The sequence below is a fragment of the Escherichia sp. R1 genome (assembly GCF_003000935.1).
Lineage (GTDB): Bacteria > Pseudomonadota > Gammaproteobacteria > Enterobacterales > Enterobacteriaceae > Escherichia > Escherichia coli.
This window is the reverse complement of record NZ_PSRU01000021.1, coordinates 65,708-86,021: the sequence shown is the minus strand read 5'-3', so window position 1 is coordinate 86,021 and position 20,314 is coordinate 65,708. Positions and strand designations below refer to the sequence as shown.

Annotated in this window: 18 protein-coding genes; 11 read left to right on the top strand and 7 right to left on the bottom strand. The window is 50.1% G+C overall.

Going from position 1 to position 20,314, the window contains the following annotated elements; all coding sequences use genetic code 11:
• Positions 1 to 70: 70 nt before the first annotated feature.
• The 7 genes from fdrA to C4F37_RS22205 all read left to right on the top strand — a co-directional run bounded on the left by fdrA (position 71) and on the right by C4F37_RS22205 (position 7,684).
• Positions 71 to 1,630, top strand: a complete 1,560-nt coding sequence (gene fdrA, locus C4F37_RS22235) for an acyl-CoA synthetase FdrA (protein ID WP_001540238.1) — start codon at positions 71 to 73, stop codon at positions 1,628 to 1,630.
• Positions 1,627 to 3,051, top strand: a complete 1,425-nt coding sequence (locus C4F37_RS22230) for a DUF1116 domain-containing protein (protein WP_023150713.1) — start codon at positions 1,627 to 1,629, stop codon at positions 3,049 to 3,051. The genes fdrA and C4F37_RS22230 overlap by 4 nt, the downstream gene beginning before the upstream one ends.
• Entirely contained in the window at positions 3,044 to 4,000 is a 957-nt protein-coding gene (arcC, locus tag C4F37_RS22225) for a carbamate kinase (RefSeq protein ID WP_001540234.1), read from the top strand. The genes C4F37_RS22230 and arcC overlap by 8 nt, the downstream gene beginning before the upstream one ends.
• A gap of 16 nt (positions 4,001 to 4,016) precedes the next feature.
• On the top strand, positions 4,017 to 4,406 hold the full coding sequence (locus C4F37_RS22220) for an allophanate hydrolase-related protein (protein WP_000214035.1): 390 nt from the start codon (positions 4,017 to 4,019) through the stop codon (positions 4,404 to 4,406).
• Between the two features lie 25 nt (positions 4,407 to 4,431).
• The gene (locus tag C4F37_RS22215; protein WP_001227362.1) at positions 4,432 to 5,655 is read left to right on the top strand and encodes a cytosine permease; all 1,224 of its coding nucleotides are present in this window, start codon (positions 4,432 to 4,434) and stop codon (positions 5,653 to 5,655) included.
• A gap of 77 nt (positions 5,656 to 5,732) precedes the next feature.
• Positions 5,733 to 6,638 (top strand): LysR substrate-binding domain-containing protein, encoded by a 906-nt coding sequence (locus tag C4F37_RS22210; protein WP_000470719.1) that lies wholly within the window; start codon positions 5,733 to 5,735, stop codon positions 6,636 to 6,638.
• A gap of 200 nt (positions 6,639 to 6,838) precedes the next feature.
• Complete coding sequence (locus C4F37_RS22205; protein WP_001060029.1) at positions 6,839 to 7,684, top strand: MurR/RpiR family transcriptional regulator; 846 nt, start codon at positions 6,839 to 6,841, stop codon at positions 7,682 to 7,684.
• Positions 7,685 to 7,713: 29 nt separating this feature from the next.
• On the opposite strand, the gene tkt is transcribed toward C4F37_RS22205, so the two are convergent.
• From tkt to hxlB, 3 genes are read right to left on the bottom strand one after another with little or no spacing between them, the layout of a single operon-like run.
• Entirely contained in the window at positions 7,714 to 9,711 is a 1,998-nt protein-coding gene (gene tkt / locus C4F37_RS22200) for a transketolase (RefSeq protein WP_001774090.1), read from the bottom strand.
• Between the two features lie 50 nt (positions 9,712 to 9,761).
• Complete coding sequence (gene ptsG / locus C4F37_RS22195; RefSeq protein WP_000037970.1) at positions 9,762 to 11,270, bottom strand: glucose-specific PTS transporter subunit IIBC; 1,509 nt, start codon at positions 11,268 to 11,270, stop codon at positions 9,762 to 9,764.
• A 41-nt stretch (positions 11,271 to 11,311) separates the two neighbouring features.
• Entirely contained in the window at positions 11,312 to 11,869 is a 558-nt protein-coding gene (hxlB, locus tag C4F37_RS22190; protein ID WP_000339042.1) for a 6-phospho-3-hexuloisomerase, read from the bottom strand.
• Positions 11,870 to 12,353: 484 nt separating this feature from the next.
• Between hxlB and tssD the strand changes: the two genes are divergently transcribed.
• From tssD to C4F37_RS27955, 3 genes are all read left to right on the top strand, one after another.
• Positions 12,354 to 13,487 (top strand): type VI secretion system tube protein TssD, encoded by a 1,134-nt coding sequence (tssD, locus tag C4F37_RS22185; protein WP_001540226.1) that lies wholly within the window; start codon positions 12,354 to 12,356, stop codon positions 13,485 to 13,487.
• Positions 13,484 to 13,741: a hypothetical protein gene (locus tag C4F37_RS22180; RefSeq protein WP_000156431.1), complete on the top strand. Its 258-nt coding sequence runs from the start codon at positions 13,484 to 13,486 to the stop codon at positions 13,739 to 13,741. The genes tssD and C4F37_RS22180 overlap by 4 nt, the downstream gene beginning before the upstream one ends.
• 74 nt (positions 13,742 to 13,815) lie before the next feature.
• Positions 13,816 to 14,061: a hypothetical protein gene (locus C4F37_RS27955; RefSeq protein ID WP_001298603.1), complete on the top strand. Its 246-nt coding sequence runs from the start codon at positions 13,816 to 13,818 to the stop codon at positions 14,059 to 14,061.
• A 168-nt stretch (positions 14,062 to 14,229) separates the two neighbouring features.
• Here the strand turns inward: C4F37_RS27955 and metE are convergent, their stop codons facing one another.
• Positions 14,230 to 16,491: a 5-methyltetrahydropteroyltriglutamate--homocysteine S-methyltransferase gene (gene metE / locus C4F37_RS22170; protein WP_001540223.1), complete on the bottom strand. Its 2,262-nt coding sequence runs from the start codon at positions 16,489 to 16,491 to the stop codon at positions 14,230 to 14,232.
• Between the two features lie 117 nt (positions 16,492 to 16,608).
• Here metE and metR point away from each other — a divergent pair, with 117 nt between their 5' ends.
• On the top strand, positions 16,609 to 17,562 hold the full coding sequence (gene metR / locus C4F37_RS22165) for an HTH-type transcriptional regulator MetR (protein WP_000573618.1): 954 nt from the start codon (positions 16,609 to 16,611) through the stop codon (positions 17,560 to 17,562).
• Here the strand turns inward: metR and bioP are convergent.
• The 3 genes from bioP to pldB form a co-directional block, all read right to left on the bottom strand.
• Complete coding sequence (bioP, locus tag C4F37_RS22160; protein WP_001196238.1) at positions 17,450 to 18,349, bottom strand: biotin transporter; 900 nt, start codon at positions 18,347 to 18,349, stop codon at positions 17,450 to 17,452. The genes metR and bioP overlap by 113 nt on opposite strands.
• 75 nt (positions 18,350 to 18,424) lie before the next feature.
• The gene (yigL, locus tag C4F37_RS22155) at positions 18,425 to 19,225 is read right to left on the bottom strand and encodes a sugar/pyridoxal phosphate phosphatase YigL (protein ID WP_000285366.1); all 801 of its coding nucleotides are present in this window, start codon (positions 19,223 to 19,225) and stop codon (positions 18,425 to 18,427) included.
• Between the two features lie 7 nt (positions 19,226 to 19,232).
• Positions 19,233 to 20,255: a lysophospholipase L2 gene (gene pldB, locus C4F37_RS22150; RefSeq protein WP_000487668.1), complete on the bottom strand. Its 1,023-nt coding sequence runs from the start codon at positions 20,253 to 20,255 to the stop codon at positions 19,233 to 19,235.
• Positions 20,256 to 20,314: the final 59 nt, after the last annotated feature.

Here is a 20,314-nt window from a genome sequence, read left to right as displayed (position 1 = left end):
GTTTATGGGGCTACACGGGGATGCTTTGCCCGAATTTTGCTATCGGGCGGAATGAAACAGGCGTAACAGCATGAAAGTTAAATATAAAGTTTTCAGTAATCTTTATCAGGACTCAGTTTCTCTGATGCAGATTTCCGCGCAAATCAGCAAGTTGCCCGGTATTCAACAGGCCTCGGTCGTCATGGGAACGCCCAATAATCTCGAACAATTGCGCGATGCGGGTCTGGGTAACGAAATCAACGCCAGTCCCAATGATTTAGTGATTGCAGTCATGGGTGAAGAAGATATTTGCAATGAAGCACTGGCACTGGCCCAGCAACGTCTGACCAGTAAACCCGATGATGAAACGGATAGTGGCATTAAAACACCGGAAAAGGTCAGCCTGGAAATGGCACTGGAAGCCGAACCCGAAGCCAACCTGGCACTCATTTCTGTACCGGGAGACTACGCCGCCGCCGAAGCAATTAAAGCGTTAAACCTCGGAATGAACGTGATGATGTTCAGCGATAACGTCAGTATCGGGCAGGAAAAATCCATCAAAACGCTTGCCCGAGAACGTCAGCGCATCGTAATGGGACCTGACTGTGGAACCGCCATTGTTAACGGCATTCCGTTAGGCTTCGCTAATGTGGTGAAACGCGGAGCAATTGGTGTTATTGGCGCGTCAGGCACCGGGCTACAGGAAGTGACTTGCCGAATCGACCAGCTCGGAGCGGGTATTTCTCAGGCGTTGGGAACAGGCGGACATGATCTCAGTGAAGAGATTGGTGGAATATCGATGCTCTTCGCTTTAGATGCGCTGGCGCAAGACGATGAAACTCGCGTGATTGTGCTTATATCAAAACCGCCTTCACCGATCGTTGCCCGGACTATTCTGGAGCGTGCCGAGGCTTGTGGAAAACCCGTAGTGGTGAATTTCCTCGGGGCGAATCCGCATGATCTGGCACGTCCCAATATCACTGCCGCCACCACACTTGCCAGCGCCGCCGACATCGCTGTGGCGTTACTGAATGCTCAGCCACTTCCGGCTGTCGAAACCGATGTACCCTGCGACGATCTCACAATGTTACAAAACGCCTGCCAGCGCCTGCCAGCCCATCGCCAGGCGATACGCGGTGTTTTCGCCGGAGGAACCTTCTGCTACGAAGCGCAACTTATCTGCCAACAAAAGGGATTCAGCGCAGCTTCCAATACGCCAGTTGCGGGTAATCGTGCTCTGGCAAATATCTGGCAAAGCGAAGATCACACGTTGATCGATATGGGCGACGATGATTTCACCCGTGGCAAACCGCATCCAATGATCGACCCAACTCTGCGCAATCAACGTCTGCTCAACGAACTCAACGACTCACACACTGCCGTCGTGTTATTCGACCTGGTACTTGGTTATGGCGCTTCCACGACGCCTGCCAGCGAATTACTGGACCAACTTTCACACATCGACATGAATAACGCACCGTTGCTGATTGCGCACGTTTGCGGAACGGAAGCTGATCCGCAAATACGCAGTCAGCAGATAAGCGCACTACAAAATGCAGGGGTCATCATCGCCAGCAGCAATGCACAGGCGGCGCTATGGGCCAGCACCGTTGCACAGACTCAGTTGCAGAAAAAGGGGCTAAACGTATGAATACCTTATTTAATCAGCCTTTGAAGGTCGTGAACGCGGGACTACACAGTTTTGCTGACAATATTCAACATGCCGGGGGAAGCGCAATTGCACTCAACTGGCAGCCACCAGCACAAGGCGATATTGACGCTGGATTGGATCTGGCATCGTTGCTACGTCATCCACTGGTAGAAAATGCCAACCAAATCGCCATGACACGTTATCTCGAAGCACAGCCCGTGCTGGTAGATGTCATGCTCGCTAAAGAGGCCATTCCAGCAATGGCTGAACAAAAACGTATTTTGCACTCTGGCCCGCCGATTGCCTGGGAAGAGATGTGTGGTCCGGTAAAAGGGGCGATTATTGGTGCCATGCTGTACGAAGGTTGGGCCACCAGCCAGCAAGACGCTGAAAACCAGATAAACGCAGGCGAAATCGACCTTGCCCCTTGTCATCATTATCACGCGGTTGGCCCAATGGCAGGCATCATCAGCCCGTCGATGCCGTTATGGGTGGTAGAAAACAAAACCAACGGCCATCGTACTTTTAGCAATTTCAATGAAGGTCTGGGTAAGGTTCTCCGTTTTGGCGCCAATAACGATGAAGTTCTCAATCGTCTGGCCTGGATGCGCGATGAACTGGCGCCGGCAATGAAAGCAGCAATCGCACAACACGGCGAGCTGGAACTCAAGCCATTAATGGCGCAGGCGCTGCATATGGGGGATGAAGTTCATAACCGCAATGCTGCCGCTACCGGTTTGCTGATTAAGCGCCTGCTCCCGGCATTGCTGGCCTGCTCTCTTCCACAGGAACATATCCAGCGCGTCGTGGCATTTATCACCGGTAACGATCACTTCTTCCTCAATCTGTCGATGGCTGCCTGTAAAGCAATGATGGATGCCGCCGCCAATGTACCGTTCAGTTCAATGGTTACGGTGATGGCGCGTAACGGGGTGAATTTTGGTATTCGGCTTTCCGGTACTGGCGATCGCTGGTTCCAGGCTCCTGCCAATGCCGTTGAAGGTCTGTTCTTCCCCGGATTTGGCGTTGACGACGCTGCTGCTGACCTGGGTGATAGCGCAATTACCGAAACCGCAGGTGTGGGTGGCTTCGCGATGGCGTCGTCTCCGGCGATCGTCAAATTTGTGGGAGGCACCCCTGCCGATGCCACCAATAACAGCCGTCGGATGCAAGCCATCACCCTCGGCGGTAACCCCGCATTTACACTTCCAGCCCTCAATTTTGCCCCCACCGCAGCAGGGATTGATGCGCGTAAAGTGACCGATCGCGGCATTTTACCGGTCATCAATACGGGTATCGCCCACAAACAAGCGGGGGTCGGGCAAATTGGTGCCGGGATCACCACTGCGCCGATGGCCTGTTTTGTCGCCGCTGTACGTGCACTGGCGGAGATCGTCGTAAAGGAGAACCATCATGGTTAAGCCACTGGCTGTCGTCGCGGTTGGCGGCAATGCGCTCATTCAGGACGAGCAACGCAATAGTATTCCCGATCAATATGTTGCAGTGATGGAAAGCGTGCAACATATCGTTGATATGGTTGAAGCCGGATGGGACCTGGTGCTAACCCACGGTAATGGCCCGCAGGTGGGCTTTATTCTGCGCCGCTCTGAACTCGCCAGTAACGAAGTTTCTCCGGTTCCACTTGATTACGCTGTGGGTGATACACAAGGTGCAATTGGCTACATGTTCCAGAAAGCGCTGCATAACGAATTGGCTCGCCGTGGCATAAACAAACCGGTAATTGCCCTGGTGACACAAACGCGAGTCAGCCCACATGACGATGCTTTCGCCAGCCCCAGCAAACCAATTGGCGCGTTTCTCGATGAAGCAACGGCCCAACAACGCCAACAACAACTCGGCTGGACGCTGATGGAGGACGCCGGGCGTGGTTGGCGGCGTACAGTTCCCTCTCCTGCACCACTGGAAATTATTGAGCACGACACCATCGCTCACCTGGTGCGCCAGGGATATCTGGTTATTGCCTGCGGCGGCGGCGGTATTCCGGTGGTGCGAGACGGGCAACAACTGAAAGGTGTAGAAGCCGTGATCGATAAAGATCTGGCCTCCGCGCTGCTCGCCAGTCAGTTAGGCGCAGATCTGCTGGTGATCCCCACCGGTGTAGAAAAAATGGCGATTAACTTTGGTACACCACAACAACAGTGGCTCGACGCTATCAGCGTTGCCGAAGCGCAAACGCTGTCGCGGGAAGGTCAGTTTGGTGTCGGCAGTATGCAACCCAAAGTGGAAGCCATTGTTGATTTCATCAATGCCAGCCAGCAACAAGGCAAACAGGCCAGCGGCCTGATTACTTCACCGCAAACCATAAAAGCAGCCCTGGCGCATCAGAGCGGTACATGGATAACCCTTTAATTCTCTGGAGAACACAATGACTACAACGCTTTTAGCCGTTAACGGAACGCTGATGCGCGGCCTGGAACTCAACCCAAATATGCAAAAAGCGGGCGGTATTTTTGTCCGTGAAGACCGAACTGACGCCCATTACCGGTTGTGGAGTATTAATGATCGCCATCCGGGAATGATTCGCGTGAATGAAGGAGGAACACACGTCGACGTAGAAATTTGGCAATTACCGCTGGCCAGTTTTGCCGCTCTGTTAATGAGCGAACCCGCTGGGCTGGCAATTGGCAAAATCAAACTTGCCGATGGTAGCGAAGTGCTGGGCGTACTGGCAGAAAACTGGCTGACCGAAGGCCAACGGGAAATTACAGAACTGGGTAGCTGGCGCAAATACACCGGGCATTTTCATACTGTGTAACGCGCATTTATAAAGGGAACATACTATGCGTAAAAAAGAAGAGAATCTGAATACGGCATCAGGATTGCGTATTGCCATGATTTTGCTGGGTATTGCCGTCACACCTGTACTGTTGTCATCCTCAAGCCTCGGCAATCAACTTTCCAGCAGCAGTTTAATTAGCGTCGTATTGTTAGGCGGCGTCATTCTGACCTTACTTTCAGCCATCACCATTAGCGTGGGAGAAAAAGCCCGCCTGCCAACGTATGGCATTGTGAAATATTCGTTTGGCGAAAAAGGGGCCATCGCCATTAACATTTTGATGGCGATAAGTCTGTTCGGCTGGATTGCCGTTACCGCCAATATGTTTGGTCATTCGGTACATGACTTACTGGCTCAACATGGACTGGAAGTTCCACTGGCACTGTTAGTGGCGGCTGGCTGTGTCATTTTTGTCGCCTCTACGGCATTTGGCTTTACCGTTCTGGGAAAAATTGCCCAGGTTGCCGTGCCGGTTATCGCGCTGGTGCTGTGTTACATCCTCTATGTGGCAACCCATACCGAAGTGGCAGTACCAGCGGCGATTGTGGAGATGAATACAGGTGTCGCCGTTTCCACCGTTGTTGGCACCATTATTGTGCTGGTTGCCACACTGCCTGATTTCGGTAGTTTTGTGCATAACCGCAAACATGCGCTGATTGCCGCAGGCGTGACGTTTCTGGTTGCCTACCCTCTGCTCTACTGGGCGGGTGCAACGCCGAGCGCCATTAGTGGTCAGGGATCTTTACTGGGTGCGATGGCGGTATTCGGTGCGGTTCTGCCTGCGGCGCTGTTGTTGATTTTCGCCTGCGTCACCGGTAACGCGGGCAATATGTTCCAGGGCACGCTGGTGGTTTCCACACTGCTTACCCGCTTTCCCAAATGGCAGATTACCGTGGCACTGGGTATCCTTTCCGCCATCGTAGGCAGTATGGATATTATGGCGTGGTTTATTCCGTTTCTGCTGTTCCTGGGTATCGCCACGCCACCCGTTGCCGGAATTTATATCGCTGACTTTTTCCTTTATCGCCGTAATGGCTATCAAGAGTCAGTGTTAGCCCAGGAGTCACAGATTAAAGTGCTGACATTCGCAGCATGGATCATAGGCGCAGCGGTTGGCTTTATGACCGTAAAAGGCTTATTCACCCTGACGACGATCCCTTCGGTAGACTCGATTCTGGTGGCATGTATCGCGTATGCGATTCTCAGTCGGGCAAGTCAACACCGCTAATTCCTGGGTATACTCAGGCAATGATTACGGCTGAATCTGGAGAGATTCAGCCACTTTACCACTGACCAGGGAGCCTTATGTTCATCTCAGACGAAACGCTTCGTGTTATTCATCTGGTCGCCAGACACCAGAGCATTACCACCGCAGCCGAGCAGTTAAATAAAGTCCCTTCCGCCATCAGTTACACCATCAAGAAAGCGGAAGAGAGCCTGGGCGTTGAACTGTTCATTCGTAAGGGACGCTATATTGAATTATCGCCAGCGGGAAGTTACTTCATCGAACATAGCAAAACTATTCTTGGCGACCTGGAAGCATTAAAGCGCAACACAGTGCTGATTCACGATGGTATTGAGCGTGAACTGACAATTGCGGTAAACAATATTATTCCTGGTGATTTGCTGGTGGCATTTATTCGAGATTTTGAACGGCAATTCACATCAACAACACTGACGGTAGATCTTGAGGTATACAACGGCTGCTGGGATGCGCTGTACAGTAAGCGTGCTGATCTGGTCTACGGTGCTCCTCATGCAGTACCAAGCAGTGAAGGCATCATTAGCGAACCGGTCGGACAAATGGAATGGGATTTTGTCGTCAGCCCACTCCACCCACTGGCAGCGAAGCGGCATCCATTAGAAAACAGTGAATTGCGTCATTATCCAGCGGTTTGTATCCGCGATACCTCCGTTAACTTCCCCCCGATGCAAGCCTGGTTGTTGGAAGGACAAAAACCCATTTTTGTTCCTGACTTCGCTACGGCAATCGCCTTAATAGAACAAAACGTCGGTATTGGTTATATTCCACATCATCTGGCATTGCCGTTATTGAACAGCGGTAAATTGCTTAAAAAGCCAATGCGCGAACATAAACACGCCACCAAGTTATTTCTTGCCGCTCGTTCCGATGGTATGGGCAAAGCCTGTCAGTGGTGCATAGAATATTTAAGAAACCCACAATTAATGACACGATTTGTATTTAATTGACAATACAATGATAAAAATATAAGTCTTGCTTTAATTAGAGCACCCGTTTAAATTATTTTTGTGCAGTTGACGTAATTCATGAAAATTAACCGGCCTGTTAATCATTACGTTCACTGCACACCTTCATTTTTTTCACACCTATCCACGCCTGAAAACTATGTTATAATCAGCACTTTCTGTCAGAATGAAATTTACTAATTATGAATAACATAACCGTAAAAAGTCTGATTCAAAGCAATTACCCTACACTGCATCAGGCGGAAAAAAAGGTCGCTGACTATATTCTTAGCCACGCACATGAAGTCGTGAACTATAGTGTCACTGAACTATCAGAAAAAAGCCATGCCAGTGAAGCGACTATCGTACGCACCTGTAAGAAATTAGGTTATCAGGGTTATTACCATTTAAAAATTGCATTAGCAAAAGAAGTCATTAATCCTGACAATAGCTATCCTGAAAATACCGACTTCAGCGATATAACATCTTTGGCAACCTTCTTATTAAAAAAACAGGCCGAAGATTTAATACAATCAACGCAATTTTTTAATGCCGACGTGCTTGAGTCCATTCTCAAACTACTTGCTAATTGCGATACTATTTTCTTTTTTGCTGCCGGAAATTCAAACCCACTGGCCGTTTATAGTGCTTATAAATTCAGCCAACTCGGATTAAAAACCGTTGTTCACGTCAGCCCGGAAATGCAAATTAATGCGGCATATTCTATGGGGAAACGCGACCTGGCGATTGGTATTTCTAACTCTGGCAGCACCAACTTAATGGTCGATATCTTTAAAGTGGTGAAAGAGCGCGGTGCCAAATCCGTTTGTATCACTAACTATATTAAATCTCCGTTATCAAAACTCTCCACCCATCAACTCAATACCGCGGTCAGCGATAAAATCTTCTTTGAAGCCTTCGACTCCACTCGCGTTCCGGCAATGGGCGTTATTGATATGCTGGTGCTGTTGTTTATGTATAAAAACAAGGCGCATTACGAGAAATACCGCACCCGTGAAGAGTTTCTTGGCTCCCGTTTCAAGGGGTAAAAGGTCATCCTTTCACCCCTTGTGCAGGTTTAGCTGTTCAGTAGCTCACGCGCCTGCGCCAGGACATTTTCCGGCGTAAAACCAAAGTGTTTGAACAACACATTCGCCGGAGCAGACTCACCAAAGCTCGTCATGCCGATCACTTTACCGTCCAGGCCGACGTAGCGTTCCCAGAATCCGGCGATGCTGGCTTCTACCGCCAGACGTTTGCGTACAGCTTTTGGCAATACCGATTCTTTGTACGCCGCATCCTGATTATCGAAACGCTCGGTACACGGCATAGAAACCACGCGAACTTTACGCCCTTCTTCCGTTAACGCTTTTGCGGCGCTGACCACTAACTCAATCTCTGAACCCGCAGAAATGAGGATCATCTCAGGCTGACCGTCACAATCACTCAGTACATAACCACCACGTGCAATCTCTGCCAACTGTGCAGCGGTGCGCGGCTGTTGCGCCAGAGGTTGGCGCGTTAATACCAACGACGTTGGGCCATCTTTGCGCTCAATCGCCTGTTGCCAGGCCACCGCCACTTCCACCTGATCGCAACCGCGCCAGGTTTCCATATTCGGCGTCAGACGCAGCGACGCCAGTTGCTCAACGGGCTGATGTGTCGGGCCGTCTTCGCCCAGGCCGATGGTATCGTGGGTATAAACAAACACCGAGCGGATCTTCATCAGCGCCGCCATGCGCAGTGCATTACGCGCATATTCCATAAACATCAGGAAAGTACCGCCGTAAGGGATAAACCCACCATGCAGCGCAAGACCGTTCATGATGGCCGACATACCAAATTCACGCACGCCATAGGAGATGTAATTCCCCGCCGGATTTTCTCCGGTGAAATCAACCGATTTCTGATGGCGAGTCAGGTTAGAGGGCGACAAGTCCGCCGAGCCGCCCATCAGTTCCGGCAGCATATCTGCGAAGTGATTGAGGCATTTCTGGCTAACCTGACGGGTTGCCAGCGCCGCCGGATGGGATTGCAGATCGTGCACATATTTCTGCATATTCTCGACCCAGCCAGCAGGCAAATCACCCTTCATGCGACGAGTAAACTCCGCCGCCAGTTCCGGCCACTGCTTCGCGTAGTCGGCAAACAGTGCATCCCATTCCTGTTGAACCTGCGCGCCTTTCTCGGTCGCATCCCATTCGGCATAAATTTCACCAGGAATTTCGAAAGGGGCATACGACCATTGCAGACGTTCACGCACCAGCGCCACTTCATCTGCACCCAGCGCCGAGCCGTGGCAATCGTGGCTGTTGGCTTTATTTGGCGAACCAAAACCGATAATCGTTTTGCAGCACAGCAGACTGGGCTTATCCGTGACGCTTTTCGCTTCACGCACCGCAGCATCTACCTCTTCTGGATCGTGACCATCAACGCCTTCAATGACATGCCAGCCGTAGGCACGAAAACGGGCAGCCGTATCTTCAGCAAACCTGCCTTCTACGTGACCATCGATCGAAATACCGTTATCGTCCCAGATAGCAATCAGATTGCCGAGCTTCAGCGTTCCTGCAAGACCACAGGCCTCGTGGGAGATCCCTTCCATCAGGCAGCCATCACCCAAAAATAGCCATGTGTGATGATCAACAATATTAAAGCCCGGTTTGTTAAATTCTGCCGCCAGCGCCTTCTCCGCAATCGCCATCCCCACCGCATTAGCTACGCCCTGCCCCAACGGGCCGGTGGTGGTTTCAACACCCGGCGTATAACCATATTCTGGATGACCCGGCGTGCGGGAGTGGAGCTGACGAAAGTCGCGAATATCATCCATCGACAGGTCATAGCCTGTAAGATGCAGCAAAGCGTAAATCAACATGGAGCCATGACCGTTCGACTGAACATAGCGGTCGCGGTTAAACCACTGCGGATTTTTTGGGTTATGACGCAGGTGACGACGCCAGACCACTTCGGCAATATCCGCCATCCCCATCGGCGCGCCCGGATGACCGGAGTTCGCTTTCTGGATCGCATCAACACTTAACATTCGGATGGCATTAGCCAGTAATTGTGAATTCATACTTCAGCTCTCTCTGTCTGGCGGGCTGAAACCAGCCCGCTAATCTCGAATTAGTTAGCACAGGCCACTGTCATTTCTGTCGGGCGCGGTCTGCTCATTACGGTTTTGATTTCGTCGCGCAGGATTTGCGATTTGCCGCCAAATATCACCTGTACACCGCCATCACCCAGTTTCACTAAACCCGCAGCCCCCAACTCCTTCAGCCGTTTTTCATTCACTTTCTTATCGTCTACCAGCGCCAGCCGCAGGCGTGTTGCGCAGGCATCCACATCTTCGATATTGTCGAAACCACCTACTGCTTCGATGATTTGGTATGGACGTTCTTCGCGCGTTAATGTGGTTGCAACGGCAATCTCTTCATCCTCACGTCCCGGTGTTTTCAGATTCAACTTGCGGATCAGTACCCGAAATACGGTGTAGTAAATCGCTGCATAGCCCGCGCCTGCCAGGAACACCAGATACCACGGCGTGCGGTTTGGCATAACGCCATTCAGTACGAAATCAATAAGACCGCCAGCAAAAGGATGACCAATGTGCACATTCAGGATGTTCATCAGCACAAATGAAGTGGCATATAAGAAGATGTGAATGATGTAGAGAACCGGAGCTGCAAACAAAAATGCATATTCCAGCGGCTCCGTAATCCCGGTAACAAATGTGGTCAGCGCACCGGAGAGTAAAAGGCCTTTAATCAGCGCCTTACGTTCAGGTTTTGCTTCCTGATACATCGCCAACGCGGCGGCAGGTAACGCAAACATCATGATCGGGAAACGACCTGTCATAAACAGCCCCGCCGTCAACGGAACACCGTCGCGCAATTGGGCAAAGAACACCGGAATATCGCCCGTCACCAGTTGCCCGGATTTAGCCATGTAGTCGCCAAAGTTGTAATAAAACGGCACGTTCCAGATATGATGCAGGCCAAAAGGAATCAGCGAACGTTCGCCAACGGCGTAAATAAAGGCCGCGAAGTTCGCGTTATGCCCACTGGTCACCAGCGTTGAAAGCGACGCCAGACCTTTTTGTACCGGTATCCACAGCCACGGCAATAAATAGCCGACAATAATTGCCGCCACCGCCGTAATAATCGGTACAAAGCGTTTTCCACCGAAGAAACCAAGAAACTGAGGCAATTCAATATTGTGGAAGCGGGTATAGAGCAGATAAACAAAGATGGCGACAATCAAACCGCCAAACACTCCCGTTTGTAACGTCGGTACCCCGAGGATCATCGCATAGTCACCGTTACTGGCTGCAACGGACTCCGCGGTAATGCCAAGTTGCGTACCCATCGTGGCATTCATGATCATGTAGCTGATAATCGCTGAAAGTGAAGAAGAACCATCACCTGTCAGGCCAATCACAATACCGACACAAAACAGCAAAGGAAGGTTGGCGAAAATCAGGCCGCCGCAATTCGCCAGCAGCTCAATGTTAAATGAAATCCCGATGGCTAAAATCAAACCCGCCGCCGGAAGAATGGCGATTGGTAACATCAGAGCAGAAGAAAATTTCTGCAACTTCTTGAAGTTAAACAAGGATGTTATTTTTTTGCTCATTTTTATTCTCCTGTAGGGTATCGAGCAAATAACGGCGACGACTATTCCAGATTGGCGTGGCGCTTAAACAGTTCACTTTCCGGCGCACCACTTTCAGCAGCCATCTTCATCACTAATGCATCGGCAATCACCAGCAAAGCTTGCTCATACAACGACGCCATCGGCTGTGCCGAGCGGAAAACAGAATCTTTTTGATTTTTGGAAGGGGCATTAATTTGCACGATGACATCGACAAACTCGGTGATAGTGGCGTGTCGATTCGTGGTTAACACCGCCACAGCGCCGCCAAGCTGACGTGCTTTTTTCGCCAGTGCCACCAGTTGTGCTGTCTCACCGGAAGCGGAAGAAACGATAAACAGATCGCCAGGCCCAAAGTTCGGCGTAATGGTTTCCGTCAGGAAGTAAACCTCTTTTCCCATATGCATCAGGCGCATGGTGAAGGCTTTCATGGAAAAGCCGGCACGTCCCAGGCCATAGCAGAAAACGCGCTGGCTTTGCTGAATAGCGTCGATCAATTTGGTGCAGTCATCCTCACGGATAGAGTCCTTAACGAAGGTTAATTCATTGATGATCTCAGTGATGTACAGCTTTGCGTCCATTTCACACCTCATGAAATAATTTTTCTCAAACACAAAATCTCATGAAATTTTATTTCATTCCAATGCATCAGTATGAAATGTGAAGCTAGTCACAAGAAAGAGAGTAGATTGTATATAACTATTTGAATTTAAGAATTATTTCTCTTTTTAAGAAAGATAAGCTTGAGGGGAAGGTGAAATCAGCCATAAAATTTTGCGGCTGTAACTGCCCTGTAAAAATCACAAACTGAACTCGTCTCTGGCTATACACCGAACAACTGATAACTCTTCATTGTTATAGATTATATTCATAACAAATATTAATCACTGCAAAATATTCATGTTTATTATTAATGATTACAGATTTTCCTCATGAAAACTGGTCTAAAGTGAAACATTTTATTTCCCATATTTAAATCCATTAACTTGAGGAGTAAATAATCATAAACAAATAGCAATATTGTTTATTTTTAAAACATCAAGCAATAAAGAGAGTTCATCAAAGATGAGTGATGAAATTTACCTGACCATAACCGGAGAACAACAAGGATGTATTTCCTCTCGTTGCGGAACGAGCGCATCAATAGGTAATCGCTGGCAGATTGGCCATGAAGATGAAATCTTCGCGTTCTCGCTATCTAATAGTATTACGAATACAGGCAAAGGGTCACAATTACATGGCCTTAGTTTCTGTAAGTTGATTGACAAAAGCTCCCCGTTACTTATTAACGCTATTAACAATAACGAGCAGTTGTTCATGGAGTTTGACTTCTATCGGATCAATAGATTTGGTCGATGGGAGAAATATTACAACATTCAACTCCGCGGCGCGCTCTTATCAGCAATCAATCACCTGTTTACTGAGAACAATCTGGATACAGAAACCATCACTGTCAGTTATGAATATATACTCTCCAGGCATCTGATTGCTAATACTGAATTTAGTCATTTGGCATTTCCCGATAACTACAACCGTCTGTTTATACCACGGCAAAAAACTAAAGATAATAATGGCCTCAAAACACTCAATAGTAAAGCGGTTGGCAGACTGCTTGCTGCTGGCGGCATATACAATGGGAATATCGAAGGATTCAGGAAAACAGCAAACAAGTTGGGAGGAGATGCACCTGCTGGTTACGATCAAGTTATGGATAACAAAGGGTTGCTCATCGCTGGTGCTTCAATAGTTGCTGGAGTTGTTCTGGGAAGAATGAGATTCCCTGATTTGGAATCATTTGAGCATTTCGGAGCCAGAGGAGCAGTATCAGGAAGACCATTTAATCCCGACCTTGCCGGTGGTCCAATAGAAAACCTGACGATAGATGGCGTAACAATCAATAGGGAAGGTATCGCTATTGTTGAAAAGCATATCTCCAGATTTGATCATGATCCAGCTAATGATGTAATGATTTCAAGGCTAAAAAAAATAGCAAATAAAGAATTGCTTCCTGAAAAATACGATCTGAACTACTATACTCATGAATGCCGCGAGTATCAGCGTTATTGTAATTTAGGATGGGAAACAGGTGAACCGAATGGTTTAGATGGATATGAATTATGGAATAATGCACATACTGCAACTCTAGAAGACTTTAAAATTAAAGATACTGACTTATTTCATCCGGATGCAAAAAAATGACGATTACGATAGTTGAATTTAACGTGCTGAAAGTTATGGCTGAGAAAGATATTGACTGGAGCTGGATGGTGCTGGATCGTACTTTAGCTATACGAAATATTCCAGGATTTGGCAACGTAGCGAATATCGTAACAAAGCTGGTTAATCATGGGTTGGTTGATATCGTAAATGGTGAGGGCAACTCTAAACCACGCTACAGAGTTTCTCAATATGGATTGAATCTTATCAAAGAACAACAAGACAACCTCTTCTGATCCAGCCATTACAGGAGCATGATTTACATTGTGATCTTTCAATAAGATACTCATCAATTTTGGTACAGAATATCGTGATCACTAAAAATGAACTTAACGTGCTGAACGTTATGACTGAGAAAGATATAAACTGGAACTGGATGAATCTCGATCGCACACTATCCATAAGGCAAATACCAGGATTCGGTAATGTTGTTAATATTGTTAACAAATTAGCTAACGAAGGTTTGGTTATTATTGAGGATAGCGGGCATAAGTCTATGCCTCACTACCACGTTAGTGAAAAGGGATACAATCTCGTGCAACGTGAGAATAAATAACGTAGCGTTGATTACTGAACGGAATCACTCAAAACTGTGTTTTGCGAAAAAAACGATTCGGTTATTTCTACTCCTGAAGATCTGCTTCAATCTGGCACTCATGCAAAATGGCTTCCAGTACTGGAAGCCATTATCGTACTGCAATTTACAATGACTCGTTAATACTCATCATCCCCGACGCAAATTCTGCGCCGCCTGCACCATGTTCGCCAGTGCCGCGCGGGTTTCTGGCCAGCCGCGCGTTTTCAGGCCACAGTCCGGGTTGACCCACAGACGCTCTGCCGGAATGCGTTTTGCCGCTTTCTTCAGCAAGGCTTCAATCCATTCCACGCTCGGTACATTTGGCGAGTGAATGTCATAGACGCCAGGACCGATTTCATTTGGATAATCAAACTCTTCAAACGACTCCAGCAACTCCATGTCGGAACGCGAGGTTTCGATGGTGATGACGTCTGCGTCCAACGCCGCAATCGAATCCATGATGTCGTTGAACTCGCAGTAACACATGTGAGTGTGGATTTGTGTGTCATCTTTCGCCACGGCGGCGTTGATACGGAAAGCCTCCACGCCCCACTGGAGATAGGCATCCCAGTCGCTGCGACGCAGTGGTAAACCTTCGCGCAATGCCGGTTCGTCAATCTGAATGATGCCAATTCCAGCGGCTTCCAGGTCCGCGACTTCATCACGCAGCGCCAGCGCAATTTGTTTGGCGATGGTTTCACGGCTGACATCTTCACGCGGGAACGACCAGCAGAGAATAGTCACCGGGCCGGTCAACATCCCTTTCACCGGTTTATCAGTCAGGGATTGCGCATATTTTGCCCACTCCACGGTAATCGGCGCCGGACGACTAACGTCACCAATAACAATCGGTGGCTTCACGCAGCGGGAACCGTAGCTCTGTACCCAACCGTTTTGCGTAAAGACAAACCCGTCGAGGTGCTCGCCAAAGTATTCCACCATGTCATTACGCTCGGCCTCGCCATGTACCAGCACATCCAGTCCCAAACGTTCCTGCTCAACAATGGCCTGCTTGATATGTTCCGCAATGCCCGTACGGTAGTTATTGGCGTCGAGATTACCCTTTTTGAAATCCAGACGCAGGGTACGAATCTCCGTGGTTTGCGGGAAGGAACCAATCGTGGTGGTCGGCCACGCGGGCAGTTTAAAACGCGCACGCTGGGCTTCAGCACGCACTTCATAGACATTCGCACGCTGACTGTCCTGAGCGGTGATCGCCGCCAGACGCTTTTCTACTGCCGGATTATGTACACGAGTAGAGTGACGACGCGCCTGAATCGGAGCGCTCCACTCTGCCAGAGCTGCCGTATCACCACTGTTCAGCGCATCGCGCAGCAATGCCAGTTCATGACATTTTTGCAGGGCGAAGGCAAACCAGCTTTTCACTTCTGCATCAAGACGCGTTTCCACGCTCAGGTCGATGGGGCTGTGCAGCAACGAGCAGGAAGATGCCACCCACAAATCGCGTTTGCCGACAATGTCCTTAATTTGCGCATATTTCTCGGTAAGATCGGCGCGCCAGACGTTACGACCATTGATAAGACCCGCAGACAGCAGCCAGTCAGAAGGCAGACGCTTGTGCAGTTCAGCAACGTCATCTTTACCATGTACGAGATCGACATGCAGACCCTGAACAGGCAGCGCAGTAATCGTGTCGAGGTTTGGCGTTACGCCTTCAAAATAGGTAGTCAGCAGCAGTTTCACCTGCCCCTGCAGAGCATCGTAAGCGGGTTTGTACGCATCCAGCCACGCCTGCGGCAGTTCCAGAACCAGCGCGGGTTCGTCGATCTGTACCCACTCAATGCCGCGTTTCGCCAGTTCTGCCAGCACTTGCTGATAAACCGGCAGAATGTCGTTCAGCAGGCTAAGGCGGTCAAACTGTTCACCTTTCACTTTACCCAGCCACAGGTAGGTAATCGGCCCCAGCAGCACAGGTTTCACCTTGTGGCCCAGCGCCAGCGCCTCGTCCACTTCCTCCAGCAACTGCGTCCAGGTCAGTTTGAACTGTTGGCCTTTAACGAACTCCGGCACCATGTAGTGATAGTTGGTGTTAAACCATTTGGTCATTTCCGCTGCCGCCGCAGGTTCGCCAGTCGGTGCACGTCCACGACCAATACGGAACAGGGTGTCGATATCTACCGAACCATCTTTGTTCTGGTGACGCGCCGGAACGTTACCCAGCAGCAGGCTGGTGGTCAGGACATGATCGTACCAGGCAAAATCGCCCACCGGCAGCAGGTCGATACCCGCTTGCTTTTGTTGATCCCAGTGACGAGCACGCAATTCACGCCCTACCGCCAGCAGTTCTTCACGCGTGGAGTTCCCCGCCCAATAACTCTCTTGCGCTTTTTTCAGCTCGCGACGCAGGCCAACGCGAGGGAAACCGAGGGTGTGATTAAGAATTGTCATTATATGCCCCTTATGGAATTTTTAGTATTTAGCCGTCCAGATGTTTACACATCCATAATTGGCGGTTACTGTATATTCCTCAAGCGCAAATTATTCATGCCGAAGTGAAGGACTTTCATGATCGAAGTAAAACACCTGAAAACGCTACAAGCGTTGCGGAACTGCGGCTCACTCGCAGCCGCTGCGGCGACGTTGCATCAAACGCAATCCGCCCTGTCTCACCAGTTTAGCGATCTGGAACAACGCCTTGGCTTCCGGCTATTTGTGCGTAAGAGCCAGCCGCTACGCTTTACACCGCAGGGAGAAATCCTGTTGCAACTGGCAAACCAGGTACTGCCGCAAATTAGCCAGGCACTGCAAGCCTGCAATGAACCGCAGCAGACGCGTCTGCGCATTGCCATTGAGTGCCATAGCTGTATTCAGTGGCTGACGCCCGCGTTAGAAAATTTCCATAAGAACTGGCCGCAGGTGGAGATGGATTTTAAATCAGGCGTAACGTTTGACCCGCAGCCTGCATTGCAGCAGGGCGAGCTGGATCTGGTGATGACCTCCGATATTCTGCCGCGCAGTGGCCTGCATTATTCGCCGATGTTCGATTATGAAGTGCGTCTGGTGTTGGCACCTGACCATCCACTGGCGGCGAAAACGCGTATTACACCGGAAGATCTCGCCAGCGAAACGCTGTTAATTTATCCGGTGCAGCGTAGCCGACTGGATGTCTGGCGCCATTTTCTTCAGCCAGCAGGCGTTAGCCCGTCGCTGAAAAGCGTCGATAACACCTTGTTGTTGATTCAGATGGTTGCCGCGCGGATGGGTATTGCCGCCCTGCCGCACTGGGTGGTGGAGAGTTTTGAGCGCCAGGGTCTGGTCGTAACCAAAACCCTGGGCGAAGGATTGTGGAGCCGACTGTACGCCGCCGTGCGCGATGGCGAGCAGCGTCAGCCGATTACAGAAGCGTTTATTCGCTCAGCGCGCAATCACGCCTGCGATCATCTGCCGTTTGTGAAGAGCGCGGAGCGACCCACTTACGATGCACCCACAGTGAGGCCAGGATCACCAGCGCGCCTGTAATAAACGTTGGCCAGTGCGGCTGTTGGTGCCAGATAGCCAGGTTAACCAACAGCCCTGCCGGAACGTGCATATTATTCATAATGCCCAGCGTTCCGGCGTCCACCTGCGTCGCGCCGTAGTTCCACATAAAGTAGCCAATACCGGAAGCCACCACGCCAAGAAACACCAGAATGCCCCATTGCAGCGTGGTTTGCGGCATTTTCTGCGCATTTCCCAGCAAGAACCATGCAATCACTGCCACCAGGAACGCGCCAAGATAGAACCACGCAAAGGCGTTATGCTGCGGCATCGGGCGAGTTTCCATCAGACGTTTGTAACCCACCATGCCGATGGCAAAAGTGATATTGGAGAGCTGCACCAGCAACAAGCCAGTCCAGAAATGGTCGGTGACCTGATCATAGCGAATAATCCCGGCACCAATCACCGCCAACAAGGCGCTAAAAGCATAGCCCCAGCGCAGACGGCGCTTACTCATGATGTCATAAATCAGCGTGATGTAGAGCGGCGTCAGTACGGTGAACAGCAACAGTTCGGAGACCGTCAGGTAGAGATAGGCGCGGAAACTCAGCATATACATCACACCGAGCTGCATCGCGCCCACCAGCATATACAGGCCAACCGTTTTCAGGCTATTGCCACGGGTGCGCAGAAACGGCAGAAAAACGAGTGCCGCCAGGCCAACGCGCACCAGCACCGCAAAATAGCTATCGACGTGCCCCGCAAGGTACTCGCCATAAAAGCTAAAGGAGAAGGCCCACAGAATCGTGGTGATGATAAGTAGCGCCACAATGGAAAACTCTTTGATTAACGAGTATCCATTGTAGCGAAGTATCAGGTTGACAACTGACCAAATAAAGAACGATTACGACAAATAGAGTTTACGCAGATAATGCGGCACTGCGTCTTCGGCGTTAGTACCAATCACTTCCAGCTCTGGATGCAGATCTTTCAGCCGTTGATGCGCGCTGCCCATAATGCAGCCTTTCCCCGCCATCGACAGCATTTCGGCATCGTTCATTCCATCGCCAAAGGCAATACAATCTTGCAGGCTGTAGCCCAGTTTCTTCGCCACCGCTTCCAGCGCATGGCCTTTTGAAACGCCGCCCGCCATCACTTCCAGGCAGGTTAAGGTAGAGAAACTGACATTGACGCGATCGCCCCAGCGAGCGTTAATCGCCTGCTCCAGTGGCAGAAGTTTTTCATGGGAATCGCAGGTGAAGAACACTTTGCTGACGCCTTCCGGCTCCAGCAATCCCGGCTCATACAGCGCATAATTGAACACCGCTTCTTTGAAAAAGCGCATCTCTTCCGGGCGATGGCGATTCATAAACCATTCATCATCGCGATAAACGTTAGTAATGATCTCCGGGTTGTCGTTGACCACGCCAAACAGGTCACTGGCAATGTCGCGATCCAGGTTATGAGCAAAAATCAGGTTGCCATCCAGATCGTGAACGCGCGCGCCATTGGAGGTAATCATGTAAGACTTAATCTCCAGATTATCGCGAATTTGCCCCACATCAACGTGGTGACGACCGGTCGCAAACACAAAGTTGATGCCGCGCGCGGTGAGCAGCTTCAGAGTTTCTTTGGCGTAAGGGGATAACGTATGGTCGGGAGAAAGTAACGTGCCATCTAAATCAGACGCAACAACCTGGTACATAAGAAATTTAAACCTCTGTAGAGCGGTTTCCGCTGGGTGAGTTATGCCTGTTGAAAAAATCAACGATAGCGTGGAGCGCGACTGAGCGCATTGCGTCCTTTTCAAAAAGGATCTCATGGTACGCACCTTTAATTACCAACGGCCGTCCTCCTTCGACAGGATGGCCCGCAGCGGTGCGTAGTTCACAAAAACGGTCGTGCATGCGGTTATCCACCACGCGTTCCTCTTCAGCTTGTAAGAGAAGCGTTGGCGTGGCGTCATCACCCGCACCGGCTAACACCTGTTCGCCAGCCAGAATACTTTCGCGTACCCAATGGTAGGTCGGCCCACCGACGCGAATTGTTGGGTCATCAGCATAGAAACGTAAGTTACGTCGATATCGCTGTCTGCTGTGGGTCAGTACGTTGATAGCAAACGGCAACGCGCGCCAGCGCCCGGTGCCTATTGCATAGCCATCACGGAAACGTGGATGCGCTTCGGCCCAATTGAGGATCTGCCGTGCCATAAATGACGGCATACGAATCACGATCCCAAACATTGGCGCAGTTAGCGCAATGGCGTCACATACACCTGGATGGCGTTGCAGAAATAATGTGGAGATCGCACCGCCCATCGAATGTGCCAGTATATAGCGTTTACGCCACGGACCGGGCTGAACCTCCTGTTGCCAGAATGCCGCCAGATCATCAACATAATCATTAAAGCGATTAACATGCCCGAGATGTGGATCGCCTAACAGGCGACCGGAACGTCCCTGCCCGCGATGGTCGATGATTAAAACATCAAACCCCAAATGGAACAGGTCGTAGGCCAGTTCCGCATATTTTACGTAGCTCTCAATACGCCCCGGACAGATGACTACCACCCGGTCATGGTGCTGTGCGCGAAAACGGACAAAGCGCACCGGAATGTCATCCACACCAGTAAACTCTGCTTCATCACGCTGACGCCAGAAATCAGTCAGCGGTCCCATGGTAAAAGCAGCAAACGCGTTTTCTCTTGTTTCCCAGTCTTTTTGCTGCTGAAACATCGGGTAATCTGCCTCTTAAACCACGTAAAATCGTTTTTTTAAGCGTGCCTGACACAACG

Coding starts and splice junctions, on each gene's coding strand:
- fdrA (WP_001540238.1), top strand. CDS start 71: ATGAAAGTTAAATATAAAGTTTTCAGTAATCTTTATCAGGACTCAGTT.
- C4F37_RS22230 (WP_023150713.1), top strand. CDS start 1,627: ATGAATACCTTATTTAATCAGCCTTTGAAGGTCGTGAACGCGGGACTA.
- arcC (WP_001540234.1), top strand. CDS start 3,044: ATGGTTAAGCCACTGGCTGTCGTCGCGGTTGGCGGCAATGCGCTCATT.
- C4F37_RS22220 (WP_000214035.1), top strand. CDS start 4,017: ATGACTACAACGCTTTTAGCCGTTAACGGAACGCTGATGCGCGGCCTG.
- C4F37_RS22215 (WP_001227362.1), top strand. CDS start 4,432: ATGCGTAAAAAAGAAGAGAATCTGAATACGGCATCAGGATTGCGTATT.
- C4F37_RS22210 (WP_000470719.1), top strand. CDS start 5,733: ATGTTCATCTCAGACGAAACGCTTCGTGTTATTCATCTGGTCGCCAGA.
- C4F37_RS22205 (WP_001060029.1), top strand. CDS start 6,839: ATGAATAACATAACCGTAAAAAGTCTGATTCAAAGCAATTACCCTACA.
- tkt (WP_001774090.1), bottom strand. CDS start 9,711: ATGAATTCACAATTACTGGCTAATGCCATCCGAATGTTAAGTGTTGAT.
- ptsG (WP_000037970.1), bottom strand. CDS start 11,270: ATGAGCAAAAAAATAACATCCTTGTTTAACTTCAAGAAGTTGCAGAAA.
- hxlB (WP_000339042.1), bottom strand. CDS start 11,869: ATGGACGCAAAGCTGTACATCACTGAGATCATCAATGAATTAACCTTC.
- tssD (WP_001540226.1), top strand. CDS start 12,354: ATGAGTGATGAAATTTACCTGACCATAACCGGAGAACAACAAGGATGT.
- C4F37_RS22180 (WP_000156431.1), top strand. CDS start 13,484: ATGACGATTACGATAGTTGAATTTAACGTGCTGAAAGTTATGGCTGAG.
- metE (WP_001540223.1), bottom strand. CDS start 16,491: ATGACAATTCTTAATCACACCCTCGGTTTCCCTCGCGTTGGCCTGCGT.
- metR (WP_000573618.1), top strand. CDS start 16,609: ATGATCGAAGTAAAACACCTGAAAACGCTACAAGCGTTGCGGAACTGC.
- yigL (WP_000285366.1), bottom strand. CDS start 19,225: ATGTACCAGGTTGTTGCGTCTGATTTAGATGGCACGTTACTTTCTCCC.
- pldB (WP_000487668.1), bottom strand. CDS start 20,255: ATGTTTCAGCAGCAAAAAGACTGGGAAACAAGAGAAAACGCGTTTGCT.